Source organism: Achromobacter xylosoxidans (assembly GCF_002192695.1).
In the GTDB taxonomy this organism is placed as follows: Bacteria; Pseudomonadota; Gammaproteobacteria; order Burkholderiales; family Burkholderiaceae_B; genus Achromobacter; species Achromobacter xylosoxidans_C.
The window spans coordinates 153,406-177,963 of sequence record NZ_MTLG01000067.1; the positions used below are offsets into that span (position 1 = coordinate 153,406).

Here is a 24,558-nt window from a genome sequence, read left to right on the forward strand (position 1 = left end):
ATCGCCCATGAATTCGCGCCGCACTTTCCTCTATCAATCCGCCGCCGCGGCCGCCCTGGTATCGGCGCCGTGGGTGGCCCGCGCCCAGGGCGCCAAGCCCGTGAAGGTCGGGATCCTGCATCCGGTGACCGGGGCGCTGGCCTATTCGGGCCAGCAATGCCGCCTGGGCGCCTTGCTGGCGATCGAGGACATCAACAAGGCCGGCGGCATCAAGTCGCTGGGCGGCGCGCCGCTTGAGGCCGTGCTGGGCGATGCGCAGTCGCGGCCCGAGGCGGGTTCGGCCGAGGTCGAGAAAATGAACGAGGCGGGCGTGTCGGCCATCGTCGGCGCCTACGCCTCGGCGATCTGCCTGGCCACGACCCAGACCGCCGCCAAGTACAACCTGCCGCACGTGGTGGACGTGGGCGTGGCCGACCAGATCGTCGAACGCGGCCTGAAGAACACCTTCCGCTTCGGCCCGGGCTACCGCGCCTGTAGCGAACGCGCCATCACCGACCTGGCCGCGCTCAACGACGCGGCGGGCAAGCCCGCCAAGACCGTGATGATCGTGCACGAGGATTCGCTGTTCGGCACCGGCACCGCGGCGCTTTTGTCCAAGGCCCTGCCGCAGCATGGCTTCGAGGTCAAGGACGTGGTCAAGCACCCGAACCCGACTCGCGACTTCAACAACATCGTGCTGCGCATGAAGTCCCTCAATCCGGACATCGTGATCCCGGCCAACTACTACAACGAATACGCCTTGCTGCTGCGCGCCATGAAGCAGCAGAAGGTGCAGCCCAAGGCGATCTACTCGGTGCTGGGCGGCGCGGCCTCCAGCTACAAGTTCCTGAAGGAATTCCCCGACATCGCCAACGGCATCCTCGATTGCAACCACTGGTTCAATCCCAAGGATGCGCGCGTGGCGCCGCTGAAGGCGCGCGTCGAGGAAAAGGGCGCTTACTTCAGCTACGAGGTCTTCATGACCTACACCTCGGTGCTGCTGCTGGCCGATGCGCTGGAGCGCGCCAAGTCGGCTGAGCGCGCCGCCATCATCGACGCGCTGGCCTCCAGCACCTTCTCCAACCACATCATGCCCTACGGTCCGACCAAGTTCGTGGACGGCCAGAACACCGGCGCGCAGCCCTTGCTGACGCAGGTGATCGGCGGCGACATCAAGGTCGTCATCCCGGCCGACTATCGCCAGGCCGACGCCGTCTTCCCGCTGAAGGCCTGAGCGTGCTCGATCCCGCCATCCTTTTTTCCTCGGTGCTCAACGGCCTGACCACGGGCGCGGTGTACGCGTTGATCGCCCTGGGCCTGACCTTGATCTACGGCGTGCTGCACATCATCAACTTCGCCCATGGCGCGGCGCTGATGGTGGCGCTGTACGCCGTGTACCTGCTGAAGGACCGCCTGGGCATCGATCCCTACGCCGCCTTGCCGCTGGTCGTGGCCGGCATGTTCGTGCTGGGCTACGCCCTGCAGCGCTACGTGATCAACCGCGCCAGCCACGGCAAGGACGAGAACATCCTGCTGGTGACGCTGGGCCTGGCCATCGTGCTGGAGAACCTGGCGCTGGTGTGGTTCAAGTCGGACACGCGCACCATCGACACCGCCTACACGCTGTCCACGGTGGAGATCGGGCCGGCCATGATCGCCTTGCCCAAGGTCATCGCCTTCTGCGGCGCGCTGGCGGTGGCGGCGGTGCTGTTCTGGATCATCCGCAGCACCGACCTGGGCCGGGCGATCCGCGCCGTGGCCAAGGAAAAGCAGGGCGCCAAGCTCATGGGCATCGACGTGGAAAAGGTCTATGCGCTGTCGTTCGGCATCGGCATGGCCTGCCTGGGCGCGGCGGCCTGCTTCCTGCTGCCGGCCTACTACGTCAATCCGCAGGTCGGCGGCGGTTTCGTGCTGGTGGCCTTCACCATCGTGGTGCTGGGCGGCATGGGCAGCTTCGTGGGCGCGCTGGTGGGCGGCCTGCTGATCGGCGTGGTGGAGTCCATCGGGGGCCTGTTCCTGGGCGACTCGCTGGGCCAGATGGGCATATTCGCGATCTTCATCGCGGTGCTGCTGTTTCGCCCGCAGGGGCTGTTCGGGGCGAGGGGCTGAGCATGGGCAAGGATCTTCTGACTATCGCGCTGTTCGGCGCGGCGCTGGCGGCCGCCGCCACGCTGACCGAATCGGGCGTGGCGCTGACGTTCGTCATGATGTCGCTGTACGCGGCCCTGCTGTCGCAGGCCTGGAACATCCTGGGCGGCTACGGCGGCCAGCTGTCGTTCGGCCACGCGCTGTTCTTCGGCGTGGGCGCCTATGCCCAGGCGCTGGGGCAGCTCAACCTGGGCATCAATCCCTGGCTGGCCTTGCCCATGGCCATTGCGCTGGGCGCGCTGGTCGGGCTGGCGGTGGGCGGGCTGACGTTCCGCTATGGCCTGAAGGGTTCCTACTTCGCCCTGGTGACGCTGGCGTTTGCGGAGGTGTTCCGCATCCTGGCGCTGTCGGTGTCGTTCACCGGGGGCGGGGTGGGGCTGATGGTGCCGCTGCAGGAGGGCGCGGCCAACATGCAGTTCGGTTCGCGCCGCGGCTACATCTATCTTTTGCTGGGTTTCGTGCTGCTGGCGCTGGTCGTCACCGCATGGTTGCGCCATTCGCGCTTCGGCGCCTATCTGCAGGCCGTGCGCGACAACGAGGACGCGGCGCGCGCCATCGGCGTGAATCCGCTGCGGGTCAAGCTCGGCGGCATCGCGCTGTCGGCCGCCTTCATGAGCGCGGCGGGCGCCTTCTACGTGCAGGTGTTCCAGTACATCGATCCAGGCATCGCCTTCGGTTCGGCCGTGTCGGTGGAGGCGCTGGTCGGCGCCATCGTCGGCGGCCTGGGCACCTTGTGGGGACCGGTGCTGGGGGCGGTGACCCTGCATGCCCTGAGCGACCTGACGCGCAACCTGTTCGGCGAATTGCCGGGCATCAGCATGGTCATCTACGGCGTGGTGCTCATCGTGATCGTGATGTTCCTGCCCCGCGGCATCACCGGCAGCGGCCAGGCGCTGGGCCGGCTGTTCAGTGCCAAGGAGCGCGCCCGTGTCTGAGATCCTGCTGCAAGCGCGCAATCTTTCCATCACCTTCGGCGGCCTGAAAGCGGTCCAGGACGTGAGTCTGGACGTGCGCCAGGGTTCGCTGACGGCCCTGGTCGGTCCCAACGGCGCGGGCAAGACCACGCTGTTCGGCCTGTTGTCCGGCTTCCTCAAGCCCGGCTCCGGTTCGGTGCATTTTGGCGGCGCCGACATCACCGGCCGTCCGCCGCACGAATCGGCGCGGCTGGGACTGACGCGCACCTTCCAGATCGTGCAGCCCTTCGGCGCGCAGACGGTGCGCCAGAACATCGCCGTGGGCGCCCACCTGCGCCTGGGCAACCGCCGCGAAGCGCTGGAAGCGGCGGAAGAGGTGGCTGCCCGCGTGAACCTGCAAGCCTTGCTGGACCGGCCGGCGGCCGACCTGACGGTGGCGGGACGCAAGCGCCTGGAGCTGGCGCGCGCGCTGGCCACGCGGCCGCGCCTGCTGCTGCTCGACGAAGTATTGGCGGGGCTCAACCCCAGCGAGATCGACGAGATGATACCGGTGGTGAAGAAGCTGGCCGAAGACGGCGTGACCGTGCTGATGATCGAACACGTGATGCGCGCCGTGATGAGCCTGGCCGAGCACGTCTGGGTGCTGGCGCAGGGCCGCCTGATCGCTTCGGGTACGCCGGGCGAGGTCACGCGCGATCCGGCCGTGGTCGAGGCCTATCTGGGCCAGGGCGCCGCGGCGCGCCTTGCCGCCCAGGGAGCGCCGGCATGAGCGCGCTGTTGGAAGTCCAGGGACTGCGCGCCGGCTACGGCCGCATGGAAGTGCTGCGCGGGGTCGACCTGCGGGTGGACCAGGGCGAGATCGTGGTGCTGCTGGGCAGCAACGGCGCCGGCAAGTCCACGCTGAACAACACGGTCTGCGGCCTGTGCCGGCCTTGGGGCGGCACGGTGCGCTTCGAGGGGCAGGACCTGACCGGCCGCCACTATCGCGACGTGGTCAAGGCCGGGCTGATCCAGGTGCCGGAAGGCCGGCGCGTGTTCCCCAACCTGAGCGTGCGCGAAAACCTGGAGCTGGGATCGTTCACGCGGGCGCGCGAGCGCCGCGCCGCCAACCTGGAGAAGGTGCTGCACATCTTCCCGCGCCTGCGCGAGCGCTTGGCGCAGCTGGCCGGCACCATGTCTGGCGGCGAGCAGCAGATGCTGGCCATTGGCCGCGGCCTGATGGCCGAGCCGCGCCTGCTGATCCTGGACGAGCCCTCGCTGGGCCTGTCGCCGCTGATGGTCGAGGAACTGTTCGGCTTGATCGCGCGCCTGCACGGCGAAGGGCTGGCGATCCTGCTGGTGGAGCAGAACGTGGGCCAGTCGCTGGAAATGGGGCAGCGCGCCTACGTGCTGGAAAACGGGGCGGTGCGCTATAGCGGCGCCTGTCCGGAACTGATGGCCAGCGACGACGTGCGCCGGGCCTATCTCGGGATGTAGCCATGGCCGAGCCTCAAACGCTGGCCCAGAAGCTGATCGCGGCGGCCTGTGGCCGTTCGACTGTCGCCGAGGGCGAAATCGTCACCTGTGCGGTCGACCTGGCCATGTTTCACGACTCCAGTGGCCCGCGCCGCCTGCAGCCGATGCTGCAGGAACTGGGCGCCTCGCTCTGGGATCCTTCGAAAGTGGTGCTGGTCATCGACCACTACGTGCCCGAATCCGACGACGAGTCGCGCCGCATCGTGCGCATCGCGCGCGATTGGGCGGCCGAACAGCAACTGCCCAACGTCTATGACTCGCTCGGAATCTGCCACGTGGTGGTGCCGCAGCACGGCCATATCCGGCCGGGCATGTTCTGCGTGGGCGGCGACTCGCATTCGCCCACGGGCGGCGCATTCGGCGCCTATATGTTCGGCATCGGCAGCACCGAGATGCTGGGCGTGGCCGTCACCGGGCAGATCTGGGTGAAGGTGCCGCAGACCCTGATGATGCGCTGGAGCGGGCGCCTGTCGGCAGGCGTGACCGCCAAGGACATGATGCTGCGCATGATAGGCCGCTACGGCATGAACGGCGGCCGCTACCAGGCGGTGGAATTCTGCGGCGAAGCGGTGCGCGCCTTGTCGATGCAGGAGCGCATGACCCTGTCCAACATGAGCGCCGAGCTGGGCTCGCAGGTCGGCCTGATCGCGCCCGATGAAACCACCGTGGCCTATCTGCGGGAGGCGGGCGTGACGGACGATATCGATCTGACACGCTGGCGCAGCGACGCGGGCGCGCAGGCCGAGTGGCACGATTTCGACGCGGCTGCGCTGGCGCCCCAGGTTGCCGCGCCGCACAGCCCCGCCAATACGCGCGACGTGGATCAATACGCTGGCGTGCCGGTGCAGGTGGCCTATATCGGCGCCTGCACGGGCGCCAAGCTGGAAGACCTGCGCGCAGCCGCCAGCGTGTTGCGCGACCGCAGGCTGGCCGCCGGCATGCGCTTGATGGTGGCGCCGGCCAGCCAGCAGGACCAGCGCCAGGCCGAACAGGAAGGGGTGATGCAGGTGCTGCGCGATGCCGGTGCGGAGGTGCTGGCCACGTCCTGCGGCGCCTGTGCGGGCTACGGCGGGTCCATCCCCGACGGCGCCAGCGTCATCGCCACCACGGCGCGCAATTTCAAGGGGCGCATGGGCTCGGAGACGGCCCTGGTCTATCTGGCCTCGCCCTATACGGTGGCGGCATCGGCCGTCGCCGGCCGCATCGCCGACCCCAGGGAGTTCATGGCATGACCGCAGCATCTCTGAGGCACCGCGTCTGGCGCGTGGGCGCGGATATCGATACCGACGCGCTGGCGCCGGGCGCGTACATGAAATTCGGCATCGATGAGATCGCGCGCCACTGCCTGCAACGGGTGCGGCCGGATTTCGCCGCCAACGCGCGGCCGGGCGACGTGCTGGTCGCGGGTCCGAACTTCGGCATCGGTTCCTCGCGCGAACAGGCCGCGGCGGCGCTGGTGCGCCTGGGCATCGCCGCGGTGGTCGCGCCATCCTTCAACGGCCTGTATTTCCGCAACGCCTTCAACGTGGGCCTGCTGCTGCTGACCTGCGAGCGGGCCGAAACCTTGCAAGAGGGCGAGCGCATCGCCCTGGACCCGGCCGCCGGCCGCATCCGCCGCGCCGCGGGGGAACCCGCGGAACTGCATTGCGACACGGTGCCCGCCTTCCTGCTGGAAATGGTGCAGGCCGGCGGACTGCTGAATCTGCTGAAACAGCGCAAGACTCATTAGGAACCACATCATGCTTGATCCCGTCACACTCGCGGTCCTGAAGGGCCGCCTGGAACAGATCGCCGACGAGATGGACGCCACGCTGTACCGCAGCGCGTTCAATCCCATCATCGCCGAGGCCCACGACGCCTGCCACGGCATGTACGACGCGGCCACCGGCGCCACGCTGGTGCAGGGCAAGTCCGGCCTGCCGGTGTTCGTGGGCGCGATGGCCTTTGCCGTCAAGGCCGCGGCCAAGGCGGCCGCCGAGCGCGGCGGCATGGTCGACGGCGACGTCTGGCTGTTCAACGATCCCTACGAAGGCGGCACCCACGCCAACGACTTCAAGCTGGTGCGTCCGGTGTTCCGCGGCGGCAAGCTGTTCTGCTTCCTGGCGTCGGCGGCCCACTGGCACGACGTGGGCGGGGCGGTGCCGGGCAACTACAACCCCGCCGCCACCGAGTGCTGGCAGGAAGCCGTGCAGATTCCGCCGGTGCGCATCGTGCGCGCGGGTGTGCTGGACCTGGACGTGCTGGCCATCCTGAAGGCCAACACCCGCTTGCCCGACAGCCTGTGGGGCGACCTGAACGGGCAGCTGGCGGCGCTGGAGCTGGGCGCGGGCCGGCTGGACGGCCTGCTCGACGAATACGGCGACGCCACCGTGCTGGAATCGCTGGACACGCTGCGCGAACGGGCGCGGCGCTTGATGCGCGACCATATCTCGCGCCTGCCCGACGGTGAATATGCCTTCGAGGACATGCTGGACAACGACGGCGTGCGCGACCAGCCGCTGCGCATTGCGCTCAAGCTCAAGGTCCAGGGCGAGCGCCTGACGCTGGACTTCACCGGCACCTCGCCTGCCTGCGCCGGTCCGGTGAACATATCCCGCGCCACGGCGATCGCGGCCTGCTACGTGGCCCTGAAGCACCTGTTCCCGGACGTGCCGGCCAACGCCGGCGTGCTGGATGCGGTGGACGTGGTGCTGCCGGACGGCCTGGTGATCTCGGCGGACCGCCCGCGTCCGGTCGGCGGCTATACCGAAACCATTCTGCGCATGATCGACGTGATCTTCTGCGCCATGGCCCAGGCCGAGCCGGCGCGCGCGCTGGCGCAGGCCTATGGGACCATCAATGCCTTGTCGATCGCCGGCTACCGCAGCGATCCCGCCCGGCGCGGCCAGCGCTGGGTGATGTTCAGCTTCTTCGGCGGCGGCCACGGCGGCCATTCGGACGGCGACGGGCTCAGCCACGGCAACGCGCCCATCTCCACCGCCACCATTCCGCCGCTGGAAATCCTGGAGGCGGCCTATCCCGTGCGCTTCACGCAATGGGCGCTGCGTCCCGATTCGGCGGGCGACGGCGCGCACCGCGGCGGCCTGGGCGCCATCTATGAGATCGAATTGCTGGAGGATAGCGCCGAGGCCTTCATCTTCGGCGAGCGCGGCAAGAGCGCGCCCAAGGGCATCGCCGGCGGCGGGGAGGCGGCGCTGAACGTCTTCCGCTATCAGCAGGATGGCGACTGGCAGACCCCGCCCATGCGTTCGAAGATGCTGGGCATCCAGCTCAAGCGCGGCGACCGGGTGCGCCTGGAAACGCCCGGTGGAGGCGGCTATGGCGAGCCCGCCGCGCGTTCCGAGGCGGCGCGCGGGCACGACCGCAAGATGGGTTACGTAAGTGGAAATCTGAAGGAGCAGTCGGCATGAGCGCGGCACAAGGTTTGGTCGTAGGCGTGGACGTGGGCGGCACGTTCACCGACATATTCGTGCTGGATGAGGCGGGCGGCAGCGCCCGCGTGGTCAAGGTGCCTTCCACCCGCGGCGAGGAAGCGCGCGGCTTCATGAACGGCATCGCCCGCGTGGCCGACGGTGCGGGCGCCATCGCCACCATCGTGCATGGCACCACGGTGGGCACCAACGCGCTGCTGGAGCGCAAGGTGGCGCGCACCGGCATCATCACCACCGCGGGTTTCCGCGACGTGCTGGAAATGCGCCGGCGCGACCGGCCCCAGACCTGGGGCCTGCGCGGCAATTACGAGCCCGTGGTGCCGCGCGACCTGCGCCTGGAAGTGGAAGAGCGTGTGCTGGCGGACGGCACGGTGCATACGCCCGTGAACCTGGCCCAGGTCGAAGCCGCCGCCCGGCAACTGCTGGAGCAGGGCTGCGAGGCGGTCTGCCTGTTCTTCGTCAACGCCTATGCCAATCCAGCCAACGAGGCGCAGGCCGCGGCCTGCGTGCGCGCGCTGTGGCCCAACGGCAATGTCACCGCCGCCACCGAGGTGTTGCCCGAGATCCGCGAATTCGAGCGCTGCTCCACGGCCGTGCTCAACGCCGCGCTGCAGCCGGTGGTCGGCGGCTATCTGACGCGGCTGGAATCGGACCTGCAGGCCAATGGCTTCGGCGGTGAACTGCTGGTAGTGCAGAGCAACGGCGGCGTGATGTCGCGCCAGACGGCTTGCGACGTGCCGGTGCGCACCGCGCTGTCCGGCCCGGCCGCGGGCGTCATCGCCTGCGCCGCCATCGCGCGCGCCGCGGGTTTTCCCAACGTGGTCAGCGGCGATATGGGCGGCACGTCCTTCGACGTGTCGCTGGTGGCGGGCGGCGAGGCCTCGCTGTCAGCGCAGACCTCCATCGATTTCGGCATGGTGGTGCGCGCGCCCATGATCCAGATCGAAACCATAGGCGCGGGCGGCGGCTCGATCGCCAGCGTGGACGCGGGCGGCCTGCTGCAGGTGGGCCCCGAATCCGCCGGCAGCGTGCCGGGGCCGGCCTGCTATGGCCGCGGCAATACCCGCCCCACCGTGACCGACGCCAACGTGCTGCTGGGCCGCATCGCGGCCGAGCGTCCGCTGGGCGGCGGCCTGCTCGCCACCATGGACGTGGCGCTGGCGCGCGCCGCCATCGAAGAACACGTGGCCAAGCCGCTGGGCCTGGACGTGCACGCCGCGGCCGAGGCCATCCTGACCGTGGCCAATGCCAAGATGGCGGGCGCGATCCGCGTCGTCTCCATCGAGCGCGGCCACGATCCGCGCAAATTCGCCTACATGCCGTTTGGCGGCGGCGGCGCGCTGCACGTCTGCGCCATGATGAACGAAGTCGACGCCGTTCGCGGCATCGTGCCGCGTTACCCCGGCGTGACCTCGGCCCTGGGCTGCGTCATGGCCGACATGCGGCATGACGGCGTGCAGACGCTGAACGTGGCGCTGGCCGCCCTGGACGCCGACGACCTGCTGGCCCGCATCGACGGCCTGGCGCAGGCCTGCCAGGAGCGGCTGGATTCCGCCGGCGTGGGCTTTCAGGGCATACGCGAAAGCATCGAGCTGGACATGCTGTACGTGGGGCAGAGCCATACCGTGCGGGTCGAAATCAGCCGCGCCGAGCTGGACCGCGCGGGCATAGGCGCCGCCTTCGAACGCGCCTACCGCGCCGCCTTCGGCCGCAGCCTGGAAGGCATCGCCGTACGCATCCTGAACCTGCGCTATGCGCGTATCGGCCAGCGGCCCAAGTTCGACCTGGCGCTGCTGGCGCCGACCAGCACCGAGATGCCGGATGCGCTGGGCACGCAGGCGGTCTTCCATGGCGGGCAATGGCATGACGCCGTGCGCTACGCGCGCCTGGACCTGCCGGTGGGCGCGGAGGTGGCGGGCCCCGCCATCCTGGAGCAGCCGGACACCACAATCTGGATCGAACCGGGCTTTGCCGGCCAGGTCGATTCCCTGGGCAATCTGCTGATCGCCCGCCAAGCTTCCTAGGAGCAGCCCATGTCTGCCTTCGATCCCCGCAGCACCGCGCTGGTCATCATCGACTTGCAGAACGACTTCCTGGCGCCAGGCGGCGCCTATGACCGCGGCGGCGCGGCCAGCCCGCAGGCGCGCGCCTTGCCCGCCCGCGTGGCGCCCGTGGCCCGCAAGCTCAAGGAGCGAGGCGGCTTCGTGGCGGCCAGCCAGTTCACGCTGTGGCCGGACGCGCACGGCGAACCCATGATCTCGCCGCATCTGCGGCAGTTGCGCCCGTTCCTGCGCAAGGGCGATTTCGTCGCTGGCTCCAGGGGGCAGGCCAACGTTGCCGAACTGGACGGACTGGTGGATGTGTCGGTCTGGAAGGTGGCGTACTCCGCCTTCTTCAATACCCAGCTGGACTGGGTGCTGCGGCGCGCGGGCATATCCAACGTGGTGATCGCCGGCATCGTCACCAACGGCGGCGTGGCCAGCACGGCGCGCGACGCCCATATGCGGGACTATCACGTGGCGGTGCTGGCCGACGGTTGCGCCGCGCCCACGCCGGCCATGCACGATGCCGCGCTGGCGGACCTGCGCACCGTGGCGGATGTGCTGTCCTGCCAGGATTTCCTGGACAGGCTGGCCTCGTGAGCGCGCCGCGGGTCCTGCGGGGCGCCGCGCCCGGCGCGGACGCGATGCATGTGCCGGTGGCCATCATCGGCGCCGGCGCTTGCGGCCTGACCGCCGCGCTGCGCCTGGCCGAGGCTGGCATCGAGACCGTGCTGATCGAGCGCGATGCCGCGCCCTGCGGCTCCACCGCCTTGTCGTCCGGTTTCATTCCGGCGGCGGGCTCGGCGGCGCAGCGGGCCGCAGGCATCGACGACGACGCGCAGCGCTTTGCCGCCGACATCCAGGCCAAGGCCCACGGCACGGCCGCGCCGCACCTGGTCGACGCCTACACGGGCGCGGCGGCCGCCGCCATCGACAACCTGGCGCGCCATGGCCTGGACTTCCAGGTGCTGGACGGCTTCCTGTATCCGGGCCACACCGCCCGCCGCATGCACACCTTGCCGGAGCGCACGGGCGCGGCCCTGGTCGCCGCGCTGGAGCGCGCCGCCACGGGCGCCGGCGCCTACTTGCTGACCCGCGCCCTGGCGCGGCAGATCTGGACGGACGAAGCCGGCCGCATCACGGCGGTGGGCTGCGAGCGGCCGGACGGCTCCATCGACGTGATCGGCTGCGACGTGCTGATCCTGGCCTGCAACGGTTTTGGCGGCAATGCGGCGATGGTGGGCGAGTATTTGCCGGCCATGCGCGGGGCCGTCTATGGCGGCCATGCCGGCAATGACGGCAGCGCGATCGAATGGGGCGCCCAGCTGGGCGCGCGCCTGGCCGACCTGGGCGGCTACCAAGGCCACGGTTCCTGGGCCACGCCCCAGGGCGCGCTGATTTCCTGGGCCGTGATGATGGACGGAGGCGTGCAGATCAACGCGGCGGGGCGGCGCTTCCACGACGAGACCCAGGGCTATTCCGAGGCCGCGGTCCACGTGCTGGCGCAACCCGGCGGCGAGGCCTGGAACGTATTCGACGGCCGCACGCTGGCGCTGGCGCGCGGCTTCCCGGACTTTGTCCAGGCGGAAGCGGGCCAGGCGCTGAAGACCTGTGCGGACGCCACGGCGCTGGCGGCCCTGATCGGTTGCGACGAAGCGACGCTGCGCGGGACGCTGGCGGGCGTGGCCCCCGACGCCGCCGATGCGCACGGCCGGCGCTTCGAGCGCGTGCTGCAAGCGCCATACCACGCCATCAAGGTGACAGGCGCGCTGTTCCATACGCAAGGCGGCCTGGATATCGACGCGCATTGCCGCGTGCTGGACCAGGCGGGCCGTGCCTTGCCCAATCTGCTGGCCGCCGGCGGTGCGGCGCGCGGCGTGTCGGGCAACGACGTGTCCGGCTACCTGTCCGGCAACGGCCTGCTCAGCGCGGTGGCGGGCGGTCATATCGCCGCGGCGACCGCCGCATCCTTGCTGGGCCGCGAGCTTTCCTAGGATTATCCAAACCATGCAAAAACAGAATCTGCAAGCACAGCTGGCCGGCGGCGCCGTGCTGGCTCCGGGCGTCTACGACGCCTTGTCCGCCCTGATCGCCGAACAGGCGGGGTTCGGCGCCTTGTACCTGTCGGGCGCGTCCATCGCGTACACGCGGCTGGGCCGCTCGGACATCGGCCTCACCACGTACAGCGAGGTCGAGGACACGCTGGCCCGCATCACCGAGCGGGTGGCCACGCCCGTCATCGTGGACGCCGACACCGGCTTCGGCAATGCCTTGAACACGCAGCGCACCGTGCGCGGCCTGGAGCGGGCCGGCGCCGCCATGATCCAGCTGGAGGACCAGACCTTTCCCAAGCGCTGCGGCCACCTGGACGGCAAGACCGTGATCCCCGCCGCCGAAATGCGCGGCAAGCTGCGCGCCGCGGCGGATGCGCGCGTTCATGCCTCGACCTTGATCCTGGCGCGCACCGATGCCCTGGCGGTGGAAGGCCTGGACGCCGCGCTGGACCGCGCCGAGTCGTATCTGGAAGCGGGCGCGGATGGGCTGTTCATCGAAGCCTTGCGCACGCCCGAGCAGATGCAGGCGGCTTGCAGCCGCTTTGCGCGGCGCGTGCCGCTGCTGGCGAACATGGTCGAAGGGGGCAAGACGCCGGTGCAAAGCGCCGAGGCCCTGACCGCGCTGGGCTTTCGCATCGTGATTTTTCCGGGCGGCACGGCGCGCGCGGTGGCCCACACCTTGCAGGGCTATTACGCCAGCCTGCGCCAGCACGGCACGACCGCGCCATGGCGCGAAGGCATGCTGGACTTCGACGGCCTGAACGCCGTGATCGGCACGCCCGAGCTGCTGGAGCGCGGTCGCCGCTACGAAGGCTGAGGCCGGCGCTTCAGCGCGGCGTGCGCTGGTGCGGCACCAGCGGCGGCACGGGCTGGTCGGCGACCAGTTCCCAGAATGCCGGCAGGAAACACTCGGCCACCAGCAGCGGCTGGCCTTGGCGCCAGAAGACGGAGCGGCGCGCCCAGATGCGGTCCGCGTCGCGGTCGCGCTGCGCGCTGGGCAATACGCCCAGGGCGGTGGCATGGAACGGCACCGGCGAGGCCAGCCGGCGGCAGGCGAACGGCGATCGCACCACCGTGCTGTCGTGGTAGAGCATGTCGGCCAGAGGGCGGGTCAGCAGGCGGCGCATGCCTTGCCAGGCGCCGTGGGACGCTCGCAGCGGCGTCAGGCTGCGCGCGGGCACGCTGTCCACGCCGTTCACCGACATCAGCACTTCGCGGATCCACACCGGCGTGCCGGGCGCGATGCCCATCGCCCGGGCCTCGTCCGGCGGCGCGCCATCGGCATACTCGGCCAGCACGCGCAGGCGCACCTGGCCGACCTGGCGCAGGCCGGCGGTCAGCGCGCCGGGGCGGAACAGCCAATGGCGCGGGGCGGGGGGCAGGATGGGCGGCGCGCTGGCCAGCCAGCCTGCGGCAAGAGGAGGGTGATGTGCTGCGGGTTTGCTCATGGCTGCGTATTATGCCAAGCCGGACGGGACGGCCCAATGCGTCGCAATGACGCAGCGGCCGCGGGCGCGCATGGGCGGGCCGCTCCACCGTCCGGGAAAGCACTTATTGTCCCAGGAACCCGTGCCTCCCTATTATTCGCACACGGTCAACATTGACCTGAACGGCTTGCAGTACCCCGCAGCAATGATTGCTGCTTGAACATACAGTTTGGCTATGAAAGCCCCCGACGTGCACGCAATGCGTGGTCGGGGGCTTTTTCGTTTTCAATTTCTGAATATGGAGCTCGCATGCAAGCGTCGGATCCGCAACGTTCTCCCGCCTCCGTGACCTGGGTGGCCAGCGTGCAGATGGAGCCCGTCATCGGCGAAGTCGCCGCCAACATCGCTCGTTCGATCGAACTGGTGGAGCAGGCCGCGGCCCAGGGGGCGCGGCTGGTGGTGCTGCCCGAACTGGCCAACACCGGCTACATGTTCGAGAGCCGCGAGGAAGCCCATGCCCTGGCCGAGCCGGTGCCGCAAGGCCCCAGCTCGCAGGCATGGATCGCATTGGCCCAGCGGCTTGGGATCTACCTGGTGGCGGGCATCGCCGAACGCGCCGGCGGCCGCCTCTACAACTCCGCGCTGGTCGCCGGCCCCGAGGGGTATGTGGGGACTTATCGCAAGCTGCACCTGTGGGGCGACGAGAACCTGTACTTCGAGGCTGGCGACCTGGGCCTGCCGGTGTTCGATACCGAGCTGGGCCGCATCGGCGTGGCGATCTGCTACGACGGCTGGTTTCCCGAGGTCTACCGGCTGCTGGCGGTGCGCGGCGCGGACATCGTGGCGGTGCCCACCAACTGGGTGCCGATGCCGGGACAGACGCGCGACGGACCGGTCATGGCGCACGCGCTGACCATGGGCGGCGCCCATAGCAACGGCCTGACGGTGGTGTGCGCCGACCGCGTCGGCACCGAGCGCGGCCAGCCCTTCGTGGGCCGCAGCCTGATCGTGGGCTCCCAGGGTTGGACCGCCGCGGGGCCGGCCAGCATCGACCAGGAGGAGGTGCTGCTGGCGCCCATAGACCTGAAGGCCTCGCGCCGCGCGCGCCAATTGAATGATTTCAACCATGTGCTGCGCGACAGGCGCCGCGATATCTATGACGAGCAGTTGGGCGCGGCAGGCCTGCCGCAACGCTGAACGACAGTCGTTCCCTCCAAGGAGAAAACCCATGAAGAGCCTATTCAATAGCTGCCGGATCCGCCTGTCGTTTGTCGCATTGCTGGCTGGCGCCGCCAGCGCGCATGCCGCCGAACCGCTGCGCATCGGCGTGCCGGTCGGCCTGTCCGGCGCCAACAGCGTGGTCGCGCCGGGCGTGGTGCAGGCCTCGCAACTGGCGGCCGATGAAATCAATGCGGCCGGCGGCATCCTGGGCCGCCAGATCGTGCTGGAGATCGCCGATGACGCCTCGGGCGCGGTCGGGGCGCAGAAGGCGTATGACACCCTGGTGTTCCAGAAAAAGGTGGACGCCATCATTGCCATGGAAACCAGCGCGGCGCGCAATGCCGCGCTGCCCATCGTGACGCGCGGCAAGGTGCCTTATATCTACACGTCATTCTATGAAGGCCGTTCCTGCAACCGCTGGCTGCACGTGAACGGCTGGGTGCCGGAGCAGCAGGTCGCGCCGGTGGTGGACCACTTCATGCAGGATCGCAAGGCCAAGACCTTCTTCCTGGTCGGCAGCGACTACGCCTTTGGCCGCGGCATGCTCAAGTTCACGCGGGAGTACATCGAAAAGCAGGGCGGACGCGTGGTGGGCGAGGAATACCTGCCGATCGACGGATCCGACTGGACGCCGGTGGTCTCGAAGATACGCTCGGCCAACCCGGACGCGCTGATCAGCTCGACGGCGGGCGGCGGACCCAATGTCAGTCTGGCCAAGCAGGTCAAGGCGGCGGGCCTGTCCATGCCCTACGGCAATCTGGCGATCGACGAGGGCACCGCCAAGACCATGGGCGACACGGCGGTGGGCATGTACATGTCGGCGTCCTACCTGACCAGCATCGACACGCCGCAGAACCGCAAATTCCTGGACGGCCTGAAGGCGAAGTTCGGCAACGACGCCAAGACCGCCAACGAATTCTCCGCGCCGCAGTATGAAGCCTTCTACCTGTACAAGGCAGCCGTCGAAAAGGCCGGCGGCACCGATGCGCCCAAGGTGGTGCAGGCGTTGAGCGCGGTCACGTTCGACGGCCCGCGCGGCCCGGTGACCATGGACCGCCAGCGGCACGCGGCGCTGACCATGCGCCTGGGGCAGGTGCAGCAGGACGGTTCCATCAAGATCCTGCAGACCTTCGACAAAGTCGACCCGGGCGCCCAGTGTCCGGACCTGAAGTGACGGCCATGCCATGACAAGCGCCGCCGGTCCTGCCGGCGGCGCCGGAGAGCGATATGGGTTTGCTGCTGGACATCCTGAGCACGGCCGCCATGCTGTTCATCGTGACGGCCGGGCTGATGATCATCTTTGGCGTGATGAAGATCGTCAACTTCGCGCACGGCGCGATTCTTACGCTGGGCAGCTATGCCAGCCTGGTGGTGACGCAGCTGGGGCTGAACCCCTGGCTGGCGCTGCCCTTCGCGCTGGCGGTCGGCGTGCTGGTGGGCATGGGCGTGGAACGGCTCATCGTGCAGCCGCTCTACAAGCGGCCGCTGGACGCCATCCTGGCCACCTGGGGGCTGGGTATCGTGATCGGCCAGCTCATCACCATGGCCTTCGGGCGCGAGGTGAAGTTCGCGGATTCGCCCATTCATGGCGCCGTGTCCTTCCTGGGCACGGAGTATTCGGCGTACCGGCTGTTCCTGGTGCCGGCGGCCTTGCTGATGTATGCCGCCATGACGCTGCTGCTCAGCGGCACGCGCTTTGGCGTGCGGACCCGGGCGGTGATCATGAACGAGGACCTGGCGCGCGGCCTGGGCATCAACGCCGAGCGCATCCGCTTCACCACCTTTGGCCTGGGCGCGGGACTGGGCGCGCTGGCCGGCGCGCTGATCACGCCCTTGTCCAGCGTCGATCCGAACATGGGACTGCCGTGGCTGGTCAGCGCCTTCATGCTGGTCATGGTGTCGGGCCATTCGATTACCGCGCTGCTGCTGACCTGCCTGGTCTACGGCGCCTGCCAGGTGCTGGTAAGCGTCTACGTCAGCCCGATCCTGGGCGGCGTCACCATCGCCGTCCTGGCCGCGCTGACGCTGCGCTTGCGTCCTCAAGGATTCGCCCATGACTGACCGCGCATTGATCCCTCAAACGCTGGCCGGCGCCGCTGACGACGCCTCGGTGCAAAAGGCCGCGCGCAGCCGCAGCCTGCTGGGCCTGGCCGGGCTCTGCCTGGTCCTGACCGCGGCGGGTCCCTGGCTGTTCGACACCTATCTGCTGAACGTGCTGATCAAGGCGCTGTTCTTCGCCGTGGCGGCGGTCACCGTGGACGTGCTGTGGGGCTACACCGGCTACCTGACATTCGGCCAGTCCGCGTTTTTCGGCGTGGGCGCCTATGCCGCCGGCCTGGCCTTCACCCACTACGGCTTCTCGCCCGCCATCGCCGCCCTGGCCGCGCTGGCGGCGGTGGGCGCCGCGGCGCTGCTGGCGCTGGTGACGGGATGGCTGTCGTTCTACCGGGGCGCTTCGCCGTTCTTCGCTACCGTGATCTCGCTGGTGCTGCCCATCGTCCTGATGCAGCTGATGCTGTCCGGCGGCACCTATACGGGTTCGTCCTCCGGCCTGACGGGCTACGAGACCTTCGACCTGTCGCTGGAGGCCTGGTACGTGATCGCGGCCGGCGGCCTGTCGGTGGTGGCGCTGATGGCCTGGGCGGCGGTGCGCAGCGACGGCGGCCGCATCCTGGTGGCGCTGCGCGACAACGAGGCGCGTTGCAGCTACCTCGGCCTGAACACCGCCCACTGGCGCATCGCGCTGCTGGTGGTCTGCGGCGCCGTGGCGGGCCTGGCCGGCTTCGGCTATGGCGCCTTCAGCGGCGTGGTGGCGCCGGAGCTGACGGGCTTCGTCTTCGGCACGGAACTGATCATCTGGGTGGCGCTGGGCGGACGCGGCACCATCTGGGGACCGGTGCTGGGAGCCATCCTCATCAACGTCGCGGGCTCCTATCTCAGCGGCAACATGCCGTTCGTCTGGCAGCTGCTGCTGGGCGTGACCTTCGTGCTGGTGATCCTGTTGCTGCCGCGCGGGCTCCTGCCCCTGCTGACCGCGCCCTGGCGGGCAAGGGCCGGCAAGGCGGCCGCGCCCGTGCTGGGCGAGCGCGCCGTCCCTGCGCGCCAGGACGGCGGCGCGGCCCAGGCCTTGAGCCTGGCGGGCGTGTCCAAGCACTTTGGCAGCCTGAAGGTGCTGGAAGGCATAGACCTGCAGGCCCGCGGCGGCGAACTGCTGGGGCTGATCGGCCCCAATGGCGCCGGCAAGACTACGCTGATGCGCTGCATCGCGGACGGCGCCGAACGTTCCCAGGGCAGGCTGGAACTCTATGGCCACGAGGTGCGGCGCGACGGTCCGGAACAATGCGTGCGCCACGGACTGGGCCGTAAATTCCAGAACGCCAACGTGTTCGACACGCTGACCGTGGCCGAAAGCCTGCGCATCGCGACCACGCTGCGCGAGCGGCCGTCGTGGTGGCGCCGGTCGCCCACGCTGGATCTGCCGCCCTATGCATTGGAGACGCTGCGGGTGACGGGCCTGGACCAGTGCCTGGACAGCGTCGCGCGCGACCTCTCGCACGGACAGCAGCAGGCGCTGGAACTGGCGATGGTGCTGGCGCTGGAGCCGGGCATCGTGCTGCTGGACGAGCCGACGGCCGGGCTGAGCAAGGCCGAACGCCAGCAGATCGGCCATGTGCTGTCGTCGCTGGCGCACCGTTACGGCCTGTGTTGCCTGCTGGTGGAACACGACCTGGATTTCGTCAAGGAAATCGCGACGCGCATCGTGGTCCTGCACCAGGGCCGCATCGTCATGGACGGGGGATTCCGCGAAGTAGTGGAATCCGAACTGGTGCGCACCATCTATGCGGGTAGCGCGCCCGCCGCGCAAGGAGCAGGGCAATGACGAGTATCGCCGCGCCGGCGTTGCGCTTGGAAGAAGTGTCCAGCGGCTACAAGCGGGCCATGGTGCTGCACGACGTGTCGCTCTCGGTGGAGCGGGGGTCGTGCGTGGCCTTGCTGGGCAAGAACGGCATGGGCAAGAGCACCTTGCTCAAGACGGTCATGGGCTATCTGCCCAAGCAGCGCGGCCGCGTCAGCGTGGGCGGGGTGGACGCGACCCGGCTGCGGCCGCACGAAGTGGCGCGCTGCGGCGTCGCCTACGCGGCCCAGGAGCAACCGCTGTTTCCCGACCTGAGCATCCGCGACAACCTGCGCCTGGGGCTGCCGCGCGAGCAGCTGTTCGACGAGCGCTTCGCCGAGATCGCCGAGCTGTTCCCGGTGTTCACGAGCCGCTTGCGGCAGCATGCGGGCACCTTGTCGGGCGGAGAACAGAAAATGCTGCTGGTGGCGCGCGGGCTGATGCAGCGGCCCGCGCTCTTGCTGCTGGACGAGATCACCGAAGGGCTGCAGCCCTCGGTGATCGAGCGGCTGGGCCGGGCGCTGAACTGGGAGCGCGAGCGGCACGGCACCACGATGTTCATCGTCGAGCAGAACGTGGCGTTCGCGCTGGACGTGGCCGACCGCTATCTGGTGCTCAAGCAGGGCAGCATCGTCGACGCAGGCGAGGCTGGCGCGTCCGAGGCGGCGGGCAATATCATTGCTCATCTGAAAGTCTGAACGCCATCCGGCCCGAATTCGCCATGACGCACACACGCACTACCCGCTCGAGGATTCCATCATGACCACGCTTCAGGACCAGGAGGCGCAGCGGCCCGGCTGGCGCATCGGCGTGCTCTATTCGCGCAGCGGCGTCACCGGCACGACGGAGTCGCAGCATTTCTTCGGCACGGTGCTGGCGGTGGAAGAGATCAATGAACTGGGCGGCGTCCTGGGACGGCCGCTGGCGCCCGTGGTGTACGACCCGCGCAGCGATGCCGAGGAATACCGCCGGCTGGCGGCCCGGCTGCTGCTGGACGACGAGGTCAGCGTCATCTTCGGCGGCTGCACCTCGCACTGCCGCAAGGCCATGCTGCCGGTGGTGGAGCGCAGCAATTCGCTGCTGTGGTACGGATCGGTCTACGAAGGCTTCGAGTATTCGCCCAATGTCATCTACACCGGCGCGGCGCCCAACCAGGGCAGCATGCAGCTGGCGGCCTACCTGATCCAGAACTGCGGCTCGCGCATCTTCCTGGTGGGCGCGGACTATATCTACCCGCGCGAGACCAACCGCATCATGCGCGAGACCGTCGAGGAGCATGGCGGCGAGATCCTGGATGAAACCTATCTGCCGCTGGGCTGCGACGACAGCGAGATCAACGACGTGGTTGCGGACATCCGCCGCATCCAGCCCGACGTGGTGTTCTCCACGCTGATCGGCTCCGATGCGCAGCGCTTCTACCAGCGCTACCACGAGGCCTGCCAGGCCGAGGGCGCGGCCACCGCGCATATTCCCATCGCCAGCCTGACGATGGCGGAGTCGGAGGTGGCCGAGATCGGGCCGCGGCGCTGCGTGGGGCATATCACCGCGGCCACCTACTTCAACACGGTGGACACGCCGGCCAATGCGCACTTCCTGGAACGCTGGCGGGCGCGCTTCGGCGACCATCCCGCCAGCGTCTATGCCGAGACCTGCTACAGCCAGATGCACCTGTTCGCGCGCGCCTTGCAGCGCGTGGGCAGCATGGACACCCGCAAGCTGGTGCAGGCGGTGCACCAGGTGCAGTTCGACGCGCCGGACGGGCAGATGTCCGTGCTGGCGGAAAACAACCACAGCGTGCTGACGCCGCGCATCGGCGTTTGCCGCGAGGACGGGCGCTTCGACATCGTCTGGGAAAGCGATGAACCCGTGAAGCCGGATCCGTACCTCACCGGGTTCGGCCTGGACGAGTTCTGGTTGAAATAGCCATGGACCATAGCCTACGCCGCCTCTACGAGGACCTGCGCAGTGTGGCCGTCGCCGTGGTGTATCCGCCCGGCGAGGACCGCGACCTGCTGGTCGAACAGCTCAAGCGCATCGGTTGCCGCATCCATCTGCATTGGCCGTTTCCGGACGGCCCGCCCGCAGGCGTGGACGTCATCTTCTTCCAGGTGTCGCAATGCGGCCGCAACAGCGCCGCCTGGTCGGCCAGCGAGGTCGAGGCCACCCTGATCGCCTTGTCCGAGTATGAAACCCCGACCACGCTGAAACAGCTGCTCAAGACCAACGCGCACGGCGTGCTGACGCGGCCGTTCCGCTCGGCGGGGGTGCTCAGCACGCTGGTGCTGGCGCGTTCGGCCAAGCAGTTCCAGAGCCGCCAGCAGTCCAAGATCAACAAGCTGGAAAGCACGATCAAGGCGCGGCGCGTCATCGAAAAGGCCATCCGCGTGCTGATGGACCACCAGCGCCTGGACGAGCGCGCCGCCTATGAGCACATGCGGACCCGGGCCACGGGCCTGCGCGTGAGCGTGGCGGAAGTGGCCGCGATGATCATCGAAGCCAGCGAAGCCATGGAAAAACTTGGCCTGGGCGCCTTGCGCCCGGGGCCGTCCCATAACAATTGAACGCACTGAATGCGCATGCCGAGGAGCCGGACCATGAAGGTCATGATCGCCCGCCTGAACCACGAGACCAATACGTTCTCGCCGGTGCCCACGCCGCTGTCCGCGTTCGGCAATGACGGCCCCGCCTTCGGCGCCCAGGCTTATGCCGAGAACAAGGGCAAGCGCACGGCCATGTCGGCCTTCATCGATATTGCCGAGGCCAACGGCGCGACCGTGGTCACGCCGGTTTCCGCCACGGCCTACCCCAGCGGCCCGGTGTCGGCGGACGCCTATAGCCGGCTGTGCGACGCGATCGTGGCCGGCGCGCAGGGCTGCGGCGCCATCCTGCTCGATCTGCATGGCGCGATGGTGGCCGAGACCTCCGACGATGGCGAGGGCGACCTGCTGGAGCGCCTGCGGCGGCGCACGCCGGACGTGCCCATCGCCGTGGCGCTGGACCTGCACGGCAACGTCACGCCCAAGATGGTGGCCAATGCCGACGTGATCGTCAGCTTCAAGACCTATCCGCACGTGGACATGTACGAGACCGGCGAGCACGCGGGGCGCATCCTGTACGACTGGCTCAACGGCGGTCCGCGCCCGGTCATGGCCTGGCGCCGCTTGCCGCTGATGACGCACACGCTGCGCAGCGCCACGGCCCAGGGCGCCATGCGCCGCGCCGTGCAGGCGGCGCGCGGCGCGGAAAAGGACGGCATCCAGGGCGTTTCCGTGCTGGCGGGCTTCGCGCTGGCTGACATCCCCGACCCGTGCCTGAGCGTGGTCGTGGTGGGCTCGGGTCCGCAGGAGCAGGCGGAACGGGTCGCGAGCGAGCTGGCATCGGCCATCTGGGCCGAGCGCGACGGCTACTTCTACGACAGCGAGCCCCTGGGCGAATCGCTGGCCCGCGCGGCGGAACTGGCCCGCGGCGCGGACCAGCCCGTGCTCTTGCTCGACCATGGCGACAACTGCATGTCCGGCGGCACCTGCGACACCATGGAGGTGCTGATGGCGGCGGTCGACGCCGGCCTGACCGGCATCATCGCGGGGCTGTACTGCGACCCGGAGGCCGTCGCGGCGCTGGCCGCGGCGGGAGAGGGCGCCCAGGTCGAGCTGCCGGTGGGCAACAAGCGGCCGATTCCAGCCATCGGCCGTCCGGCGGCGCCGGTGCTGCTGCGCGGCGTGGTCCGGGCCGTGACCGACGGCGAATATGTCATCACCGGCCCGACCTACACCGGGCAGACGGCGTGCATGGGCCGCAGCGCGGTGCTGGACACAGGCGCCGCGCAATTGGTGATCACCGAGAGAACCCACGAGCCCTGGGACCTGGGCGTGTTCGAGAGCATGGGGCTGGATCCGCGCCGGGCCCGCTTCGTGCTGGTGAAGTCCCGCATGTATTGCCGCCCGGTGTTCGAGCCTGTTTCCCGGGCGCTGGTGGAATGCGCCAGCGAGGGCGTCACCAGTTCGGATTTCGCGCTGTTTCCCTATCAGCGGCGCAGCCGGCCGCTCCATCCGCTGGATCCCATGGCGCCTTCGGACTACGATCCCGCGGCCTGAGGCGAGGGCCGGACGGCGTCCGCATACAATACCGGCCATGGAAAAAGTACGTATCTCCAAGCTCATGTCCGAGCGTGGCCTGTGTTCGCGCCGCGAGGCCGACACCTATATCGAGCGCGGCTGGGTCCGCGTGGACGGCGCCGTGGTGTCCGAACTGGGCGCCCGGGCCTACCCTGACCAGGTCATCACCCTGGAGCGCGCCGCTCAGGCGCGCCAGACCGCGCGCGTCACCATCCTGATCAACAAGCCCGTGGGCTACGTGTCGGGCCAGGCCGAAAAAGGCTATACGCCCGCCGTGGCCCTGATCGACTCCCGTTCCCGCTACGCCGGCGACCGCGCGCCGCAGCGTTTCGAACGCTCGCACCTGGACGGGCTGGCCGTGGCCGGCCGCCTGGACATCGATTCGCAGGGCCTGCTGGTGCTGACCCAGGACGGCCGCATCGCCAAGCACCTGATCGGCGAAGATTCCAGCGTGGACAAGGAATACCTGGTGCGGGTGCAGGGCAGCCTGTCCGAGAACGGCCTGGCGTTGCTGAACCACGGCCTGTCCCTGGACGGCAAGGCGCTCAAGCCGGCGCAGGTGCGCTGGCAGAACAGCGACCAGTTGCGGTTCGTGTTGCGCGAGGGCAAGAAGCGGCAGATCCGCCGCATGTGCGAACTGGTCGGCCTGAAGGTGATCGGTCTGAAGCGCGTGCGCATCGGCCGGGTGTCGCTGGGCGACCTGCCGCTAGGCCAATGGCGCTATCTGCGCGAGGACGAGCGCTTCTGATTGGCCGAACTGGCCGACAAGTGTTGTCGGCCAGTCCTAGATTTTTCAGTCTGTTTCCGACTCCCGCTTATTTCATGAAAGCGGGAGTATTCTTCGCCTGCCCGACGTCGCCCAGGCGCTCCATCAGGAATTCGATGAAGATCCGGGTCTTGGCGGGCAGCAGCCGCGTCTCCGTCACGGCGTAGACCGGGAACGGACCCAGCTGCCAATCTGGCAGCACGCGCTGCAATTGGCCGGCTTGCTGTTCGGCCGACTGGTCGCCCAGCAGCACCACGATGCCCGCGCCCAGCAGCGCCAGCCGCCGGGCCATGGCAACGCCATTGACCGAAAAGCGGTTGCCGGGTGTGAATTCGATGTGCTGCTGGCCGTCGGTCAGGGGCCAGCGGGTCACTTGTCCGGCGCCCTTGGCGCGGAACTCTATGCACTCGTGGCGGGTCAAGTCGCTGGGGTGCCGCGGTTCGCCGTGCTTTTCCACGTACTCGCGCGAGGCGTACAGATGGGCCGGCAGCATGCCCAAGAGCCTCGCAATCTGTGACGAGTCGGGCAGTTCGCCGATTTCGATCGAAATATCGCAGGTCTGGAACACGCGCTGCGCGTGGTCCGGATTGGCCAGATCAAGGAAAAACGTTACGTCGGGGTAGCGGCGCGAGAATTCCATGAACGATTCAGCCAGGAAGTCCGTGCCAAAATCCGCGGGCATGTTCACCCGCAGCGGCCCGGCCGGCGTATCGACCAGCTTCTGCAGTTCCTCATGGGCGATCTGCGCCTCGGCCACGATGCGCTGGCAGCGGTCGAAGTACAGCCGGCCGGCGTCGGTCAGTTCGACCTTGCGGGTGGTGCGGCTGAGCAGCCGCAAGCCGACGGAGCGCTCCAGTTCGGCGACCTGGCGGGACAGTGTCGATTTCGGCACGCCGAGCATCGCGGCAGCGCGGCTGAAGCTGCGTGTCTTGGCGACCTCGACGAAGAGTTCCATGCCTTGCAAGCGTTTCATGGCGGAATTCTGTCATATTCAATGGTGCAGCCATTGTCCCATAAATGGAATGATGTTTTCTCAACATGCCCCTTTGTT

The 24,558-nt window shown here is 68.8% G+C and carries 23 protein-coding genes; 21 read left to right on the forward strand and 2 right to left on the reverse strand.

The genetic code is table 11. The annotated features are described in order from the left end of the window. Positions 1–7 precede the first annotated feature (7 nt). Genes BRO63_RS12225 through BRO63_RS12280 form a run of 12 tightly spaced genes read left to right on the forward strand, consistent with a single transcriptional unit; the run spans position 8 to position 12,900 of the window. Entirely contained in the window at positions 8–1,213 is a 1,206-nt protein-coding gene (locus tag BRO63_RS12225) for an ABC transporter substrate-binding protein (protein WP_088140052.1), read from the forward strand. Positions 1,214–1,215: 2 nt separating this feature from the next. Next, on the forward strand, positions 1,216–2,088 hold the full coding sequence (locus BRO63_RS12230; RefSeq protein ID WP_088140053.1) for a branched-chain amino acid ABC transporter permease: 873 nt from the start codon (positions 1,216–1,218) through the stop codon (positions 2,086–2,088). Positions 2,089–2,090: 2 nt separating this feature from the next. Beyond that, on the forward strand, positions 2,091–3,062 hold the full coding sequence (locus tag BRO63_RS12235) for a branched-chain amino acid ABC transporter permease (RefSeq protein WP_088140054.1): 972 nt from the start codon (positions 2,091–2,093) through the stop codon (positions 3,060–3,062). Further along, complete coding sequence (locus tag BRO63_RS12240) at positions 3,055–3,810, forward strand: ABC transporter ATP-binding protein (protein ID WP_088140055.1); 756 nt, start codon at positions 3,055–3,057, stop codon at positions 3,808–3,810. Before BRO63_RS12235 ends, BRO63_RS12240 begins: the two co-directional genes overlap by 8 nt. After that, entirely contained in the window at positions 3,807–4,517 is a 711-nt protein-coding gene (locus BRO63_RS12245) for an ABC transporter ATP-binding protein (RefSeq protein WP_088140056.1), read from the forward strand. The genes BRO63_RS12240 and BRO63_RS12245 overlap by 4 nt, the downstream gene beginning before the upstream one ends. A 2-nt stretch (positions 4,518–4,519) precedes the next feature. Next, on the forward strand, positions 4,520–5,788 hold the full coding sequence (locus BRO63_RS12250) for a 3-isopropylmalate dehydratase large subunit (RefSeq protein WP_088140057.1): 1,269 nt from the start codon (positions 4,520–4,522) through the stop codon (positions 5,786–5,788). Beyond that, a complete protein-coding gene (locus BRO63_RS12255) occupies positions 5,785–6,285 on the forward strand; it encodes a LeuD/DmdB family oxidoreductase small subunit (RefSeq protein WP_088140058.1) in 501 nt (166 codons plus the stop codon). The genes BRO63_RS12250 and BRO63_RS12255 overlap by 4 nt, the downstream gene beginning before the upstream one ends. Positions 6,286–6,295: 10 nt before the next feature. After that, a complete protein-coding gene (locus BRO63_RS12260; RefSeq protein ID WP_088140059.1) occupies positions 6,296–7,966 on the forward strand; it encodes a hydantoinase B/oxoprolinase family protein in 1,671 nt (556 codons plus the stop codon). Next, entirely contained in the window at positions 7,963–10,011 is a 2,049-nt protein-coding gene (locus BRO63_RS12265; RefSeq protein WP_088140060.1) for a hydantoinase/oxoprolinase family protein, read from the forward strand. Before BRO63_RS12260 ends, BRO63_RS12265 begins: the two co-directional genes overlap by 4 nt. Before the next feature lie 9 nt (positions 10,012–10,020). Beyond that, on the forward strand, positions 10,021–10,629 hold the full coding sequence (locus BRO63_RS12270) for a cysteine hydrolase family protein (protein WP_088140061.1): 609 nt from the start codon (positions 10,021–10,023) through the stop codon (positions 10,627–10,629). Next, the gene (locus BRO63_RS12275; protein WP_088140062.1) at positions 10,626–12,023 is read left to right on the forward strand and encodes an FAD-dependent oxidoreductase; all 1,398 of its coding nucleotides are present in this window, start codon (positions 10,626–10,628) and stop codon (positions 12,021–12,023) included. Before BRO63_RS12270 ends, BRO63_RS12275 begins: the two co-directional genes overlap by 4 nt. 13 nt (positions 12,024–12,036) lie before the next feature. Further along, positions 12,037–12,900 carry an isocitrate lyase/PEP mutase family protein gene (locus BRO63_RS12280; protein WP_088140063.1) on the forward strand — a complete coding sequence of 288 codons (864 nt, stop codon included), beginning with the start codon at positions 12,037–12,039 and terminating at the stop codon, positions 12,898–12,900. A gap of 10 nt (positions 12,901–12,910) precedes the next feature. Here the strand turns inward: BRO63_RS12280 and BRO63_RS12285 are convergent, their stop codons facing one another. Then, entirely contained in the window at positions 12,911–13,531 is a 621-nt protein-coding gene (locus BRO63_RS12285) for a chorismate--pyruvate lyase family protein (RefSeq protein ID WP_088140064.1), read from the reverse strand. Between the two features lie 288 nt (positions 13,532–13,819). On the opposite strand from BRO63_RS12285, the gene BRO63_RS12290 reads away from it, so the two are divergent. The 9 genes from BRO63_RS12290 to BRO63_RS12330 all read left to right on the forward strand — a co-directional run bounded on the left by BRO63_RS12290 (position 13,820) and on the right by BRO63_RS12330 (position 23,489). Next, positions 13,820–14,707, forward strand: coding sequence for a nitrilase family protein (locus BRO63_RS12290; RefSeq protein ID WP_088140065.1), 888 nt, complete (start codon positions 13,820–13,822; stop codon positions 14,705–14,707). 31 nt (positions 14,708–14,738) lie between these two features. Beyond that, positions 14,739–15,905, forward strand: coding sequence for a substrate-binding protein (locus BRO63_RS12295; RefSeq protein WP_088140066.1), 1,167 nt, complete (start codon positions 14,739–14,741; stop codon positions 15,903–15,905). Between the two features lie 53 nt (positions 15,906–15,958). Continuing rightward, complete coding sequence (locus BRO63_RS12300; protein WP_059374371.1) at positions 15,959–16,792, forward strand: branched-chain amino acid ABC transporter permease; 834 nt, start codon at positions 15,959–15,961, stop codon at positions 16,790–16,792. Continuing rightward, on the forward strand, positions 16,785–18,611 hold the full coding sequence (locus BRO63_RS12305; RefSeq protein ID WP_088140067.1) for a branched-chain amino acid ABC transporter ATP-binding protein/permease: 1,827 nt from the start codon (positions 16,785–16,787) through the stop codon (positions 18,609–18,611). Before BRO63_RS12300 ends, BRO63_RS12305 begins: the two co-directional genes overlap by 8 nt. Continuing rightward, entirely contained in the window at positions 18,608–19,324 is a 717-nt protein-coding gene (locus tag BRO63_RS12310; RefSeq protein WP_088140068.1) for an ABC transporter ATP-binding protein, read from the forward strand. The genes BRO63_RS12305 and BRO63_RS12310 overlap by 4 nt, the downstream gene beginning before the upstream one ends. A 61-nt stretch (positions 19,325–19,385) precedes the next feature. Next, positions 19,386–20,549, forward strand: a complete 1,164-nt coding sequence (locus tag BRO63_RS12315; RefSeq protein WP_088140069.1) for a transporter substrate-binding domain-containing protein — start codon at positions 19,386–19,388, stop codon at positions 20,547–20,549. Positions 20,550–20,551: 2 nt separating this feature from the next. Then, positions 20,552–21,187 (forward strand): ANTAR domain-containing response regulator, encoded by a 636-nt coding sequence (locus BRO63_RS12320; RefSeq protein WP_088140070.1) that lies wholly within the window; start codon positions 20,552–20,554, stop codon positions 21,185–21,187. 33 nt (positions 21,188–21,220) lie between these two features. Then, a complete protein-coding gene (locus BRO63_RS12325) occupies positions 21,221–22,720 on the forward strand; it encodes a M81 family metallopeptidase (protein WP_088140071.1) in 1,500 nt (499 codons plus the stop codon). Between the two features lie 37 nt (positions 22,721–22,757). Further along, positions 22,758–23,489, forward strand: a complete 732-nt coding sequence (locus BRO63_RS12330; RefSeq protein WP_088140072.1) for a pseudouridine synthase — start codon at positions 22,758–22,760, stop codon at positions 23,487–23,489. Between the two features lie 67 nt (positions 23,490–23,556). Here the strand turns inward: BRO63_RS12330 and BRO63_RS12335 are convergent, their stop codons facing one another. Beyond that, the gene (locus BRO63_RS12335) at positions 23,557–24,462 is read right to left on the reverse strand and encodes a LysR family transcriptional regulator (protein WP_088140108.1); all 906 of its coding nucleotides are present in this window, start codon (positions 24,460–24,462) and stop codon (positions 23,557–23,559) included. Positions 24,463–24,558 lie beyond the last annotated feature (96 nt).

Coding starts and splice junctions, on each gene's coding strand:
- BRO63_RS12315 (WP_088140069.1), top strand. CDS start 19,386: ATGACCACGCTTCAGGACCAGGAGGCGCAGCGGCCCGGCTGGCGCATC.
- BRO63_RS12320 (WP_088140070.1), top strand. CDS start 20,552: ATGGACCATAGCCTACGCCGCCTCTACGAGGACCTGCGCAGTGTGGCC.
- BRO63_RS12260 (WP_088140059.1), top strand. CDS start 6,296: ATGCTTGATCCCGTCACACTCGCGGTCCTGAAGGGCCGCCTGGAACAG.
- BRO63_RS12245 (WP_088140056.1), top strand. CDS start 3,807: ATGAGCGCGCTGTTGGAAGTCCAGGGACTGCGCGCCGGCTACGGCCGC.
- BRO63_RS12290 (WP_088140065.1), top strand. CDS start 13,820: ATGCAAGCGTCGGATCCGCAACGTTCTCCCGCCTCCGTGACCTGGGTG.
- BRO63_RS12310 (WP_088140068.1), top strand. CDS start 18,608: ATGACGAGTATCGCCGCGCCGGCGTTGCGCTTGGAAGAAGTGTCCAGC.
- BRO63_RS12270 (WP_088140061.1), top strand. CDS start 10,021: ATGTCTGCCTTCGATCCCCGCAGCACCGCGCTGGTCATCATCGACTTG.
- BRO63_RS12330 (WP_088140072.1), top strand. CDS start 22,758: ATGGAAAAAGTACGTATCTCCAAGCTCATGTCCGAGCGTGGCCTGTGT.
- BRO63_RS12235 (WP_088140054.1), top strand. CDS start 2,091: ATGGGCAAGGATCTTCTGACTATCGCGCTGTTCGGCGCGGCGCTGGCG.
- BRO63_RS12225 (WP_088140052.1), top strand. CDS start 8: ATGAATTCGCGCCGCACTTTCCTCTATCAATCCGCCGCCGCGGCCGCC.
- BRO63_RS12285 (WP_088140064.1), bottom strand. CDS start 13,531: ATGAGCAAACCCGCAGCACATCACCCTCCTCTTGCCGCAGGCTGGCTG.
- BRO63_RS12305 (WP_088140067.1), top strand. CDS start 16,785: ATGACTGACCGCGCATTGATCCCTCAAACGCTGGCCGGCGCCGCTGAC.
- BRO63_RS12265 (WP_088140060.1), top strand. CDS start 7,963: ATGAGCGCGGCACAAGGTTTGGTCGTAGGCGTGGACGTGGGCGGCACG.
- BRO63_RS12250 (WP_088140057.1), top strand. CDS start 4,520: ATGGCCGAGCCTCAAACGCTGGCCCAGAAGCTGATCGCGGCGGCCTGT.
- BRO63_RS12295 (WP_088140066.1), top strand. CDS start 14,739: ATGAAGAGCCTATTCAATAGCTGCCGGATCCGCCTGTCGTTTGTCGCA.
- BRO63_RS12300 (WP_059374371.1), top strand. CDS start 15,959: ATGGGTTTGCTGCTGGACATCCTGAGCACGGCCGCCATGCTGTTCATC.
- BRO63_RS12280 (WP_088140063.1), top strand. CDS start 12,037: ATGCAAAAACAGAATCTGCAAGCACAGCTGGCCGGCGGCGCCGTGCTG.
- BRO63_RS12255 (WP_088140058.1), top strand. CDS start 5,785: ATGACCGCAGCATCTCTGAGGCACCGCGTCTGGCGCGTGGGCGCGGAT.
- BRO63_RS12335 (WP_088140108.1), bottom strand. CDS start 24,462: ATGGAACTCTTCGTCGAGGTCGCCAAGACACGCAGCTTCAGCCGCGCT.
- BRO63_RS12325 (WP_088140071.1), top strand. CDS start 21,221: ATGAAGGTCATGATCGCCCGCCTGAACCACGAGACCAATACGTTCTCG.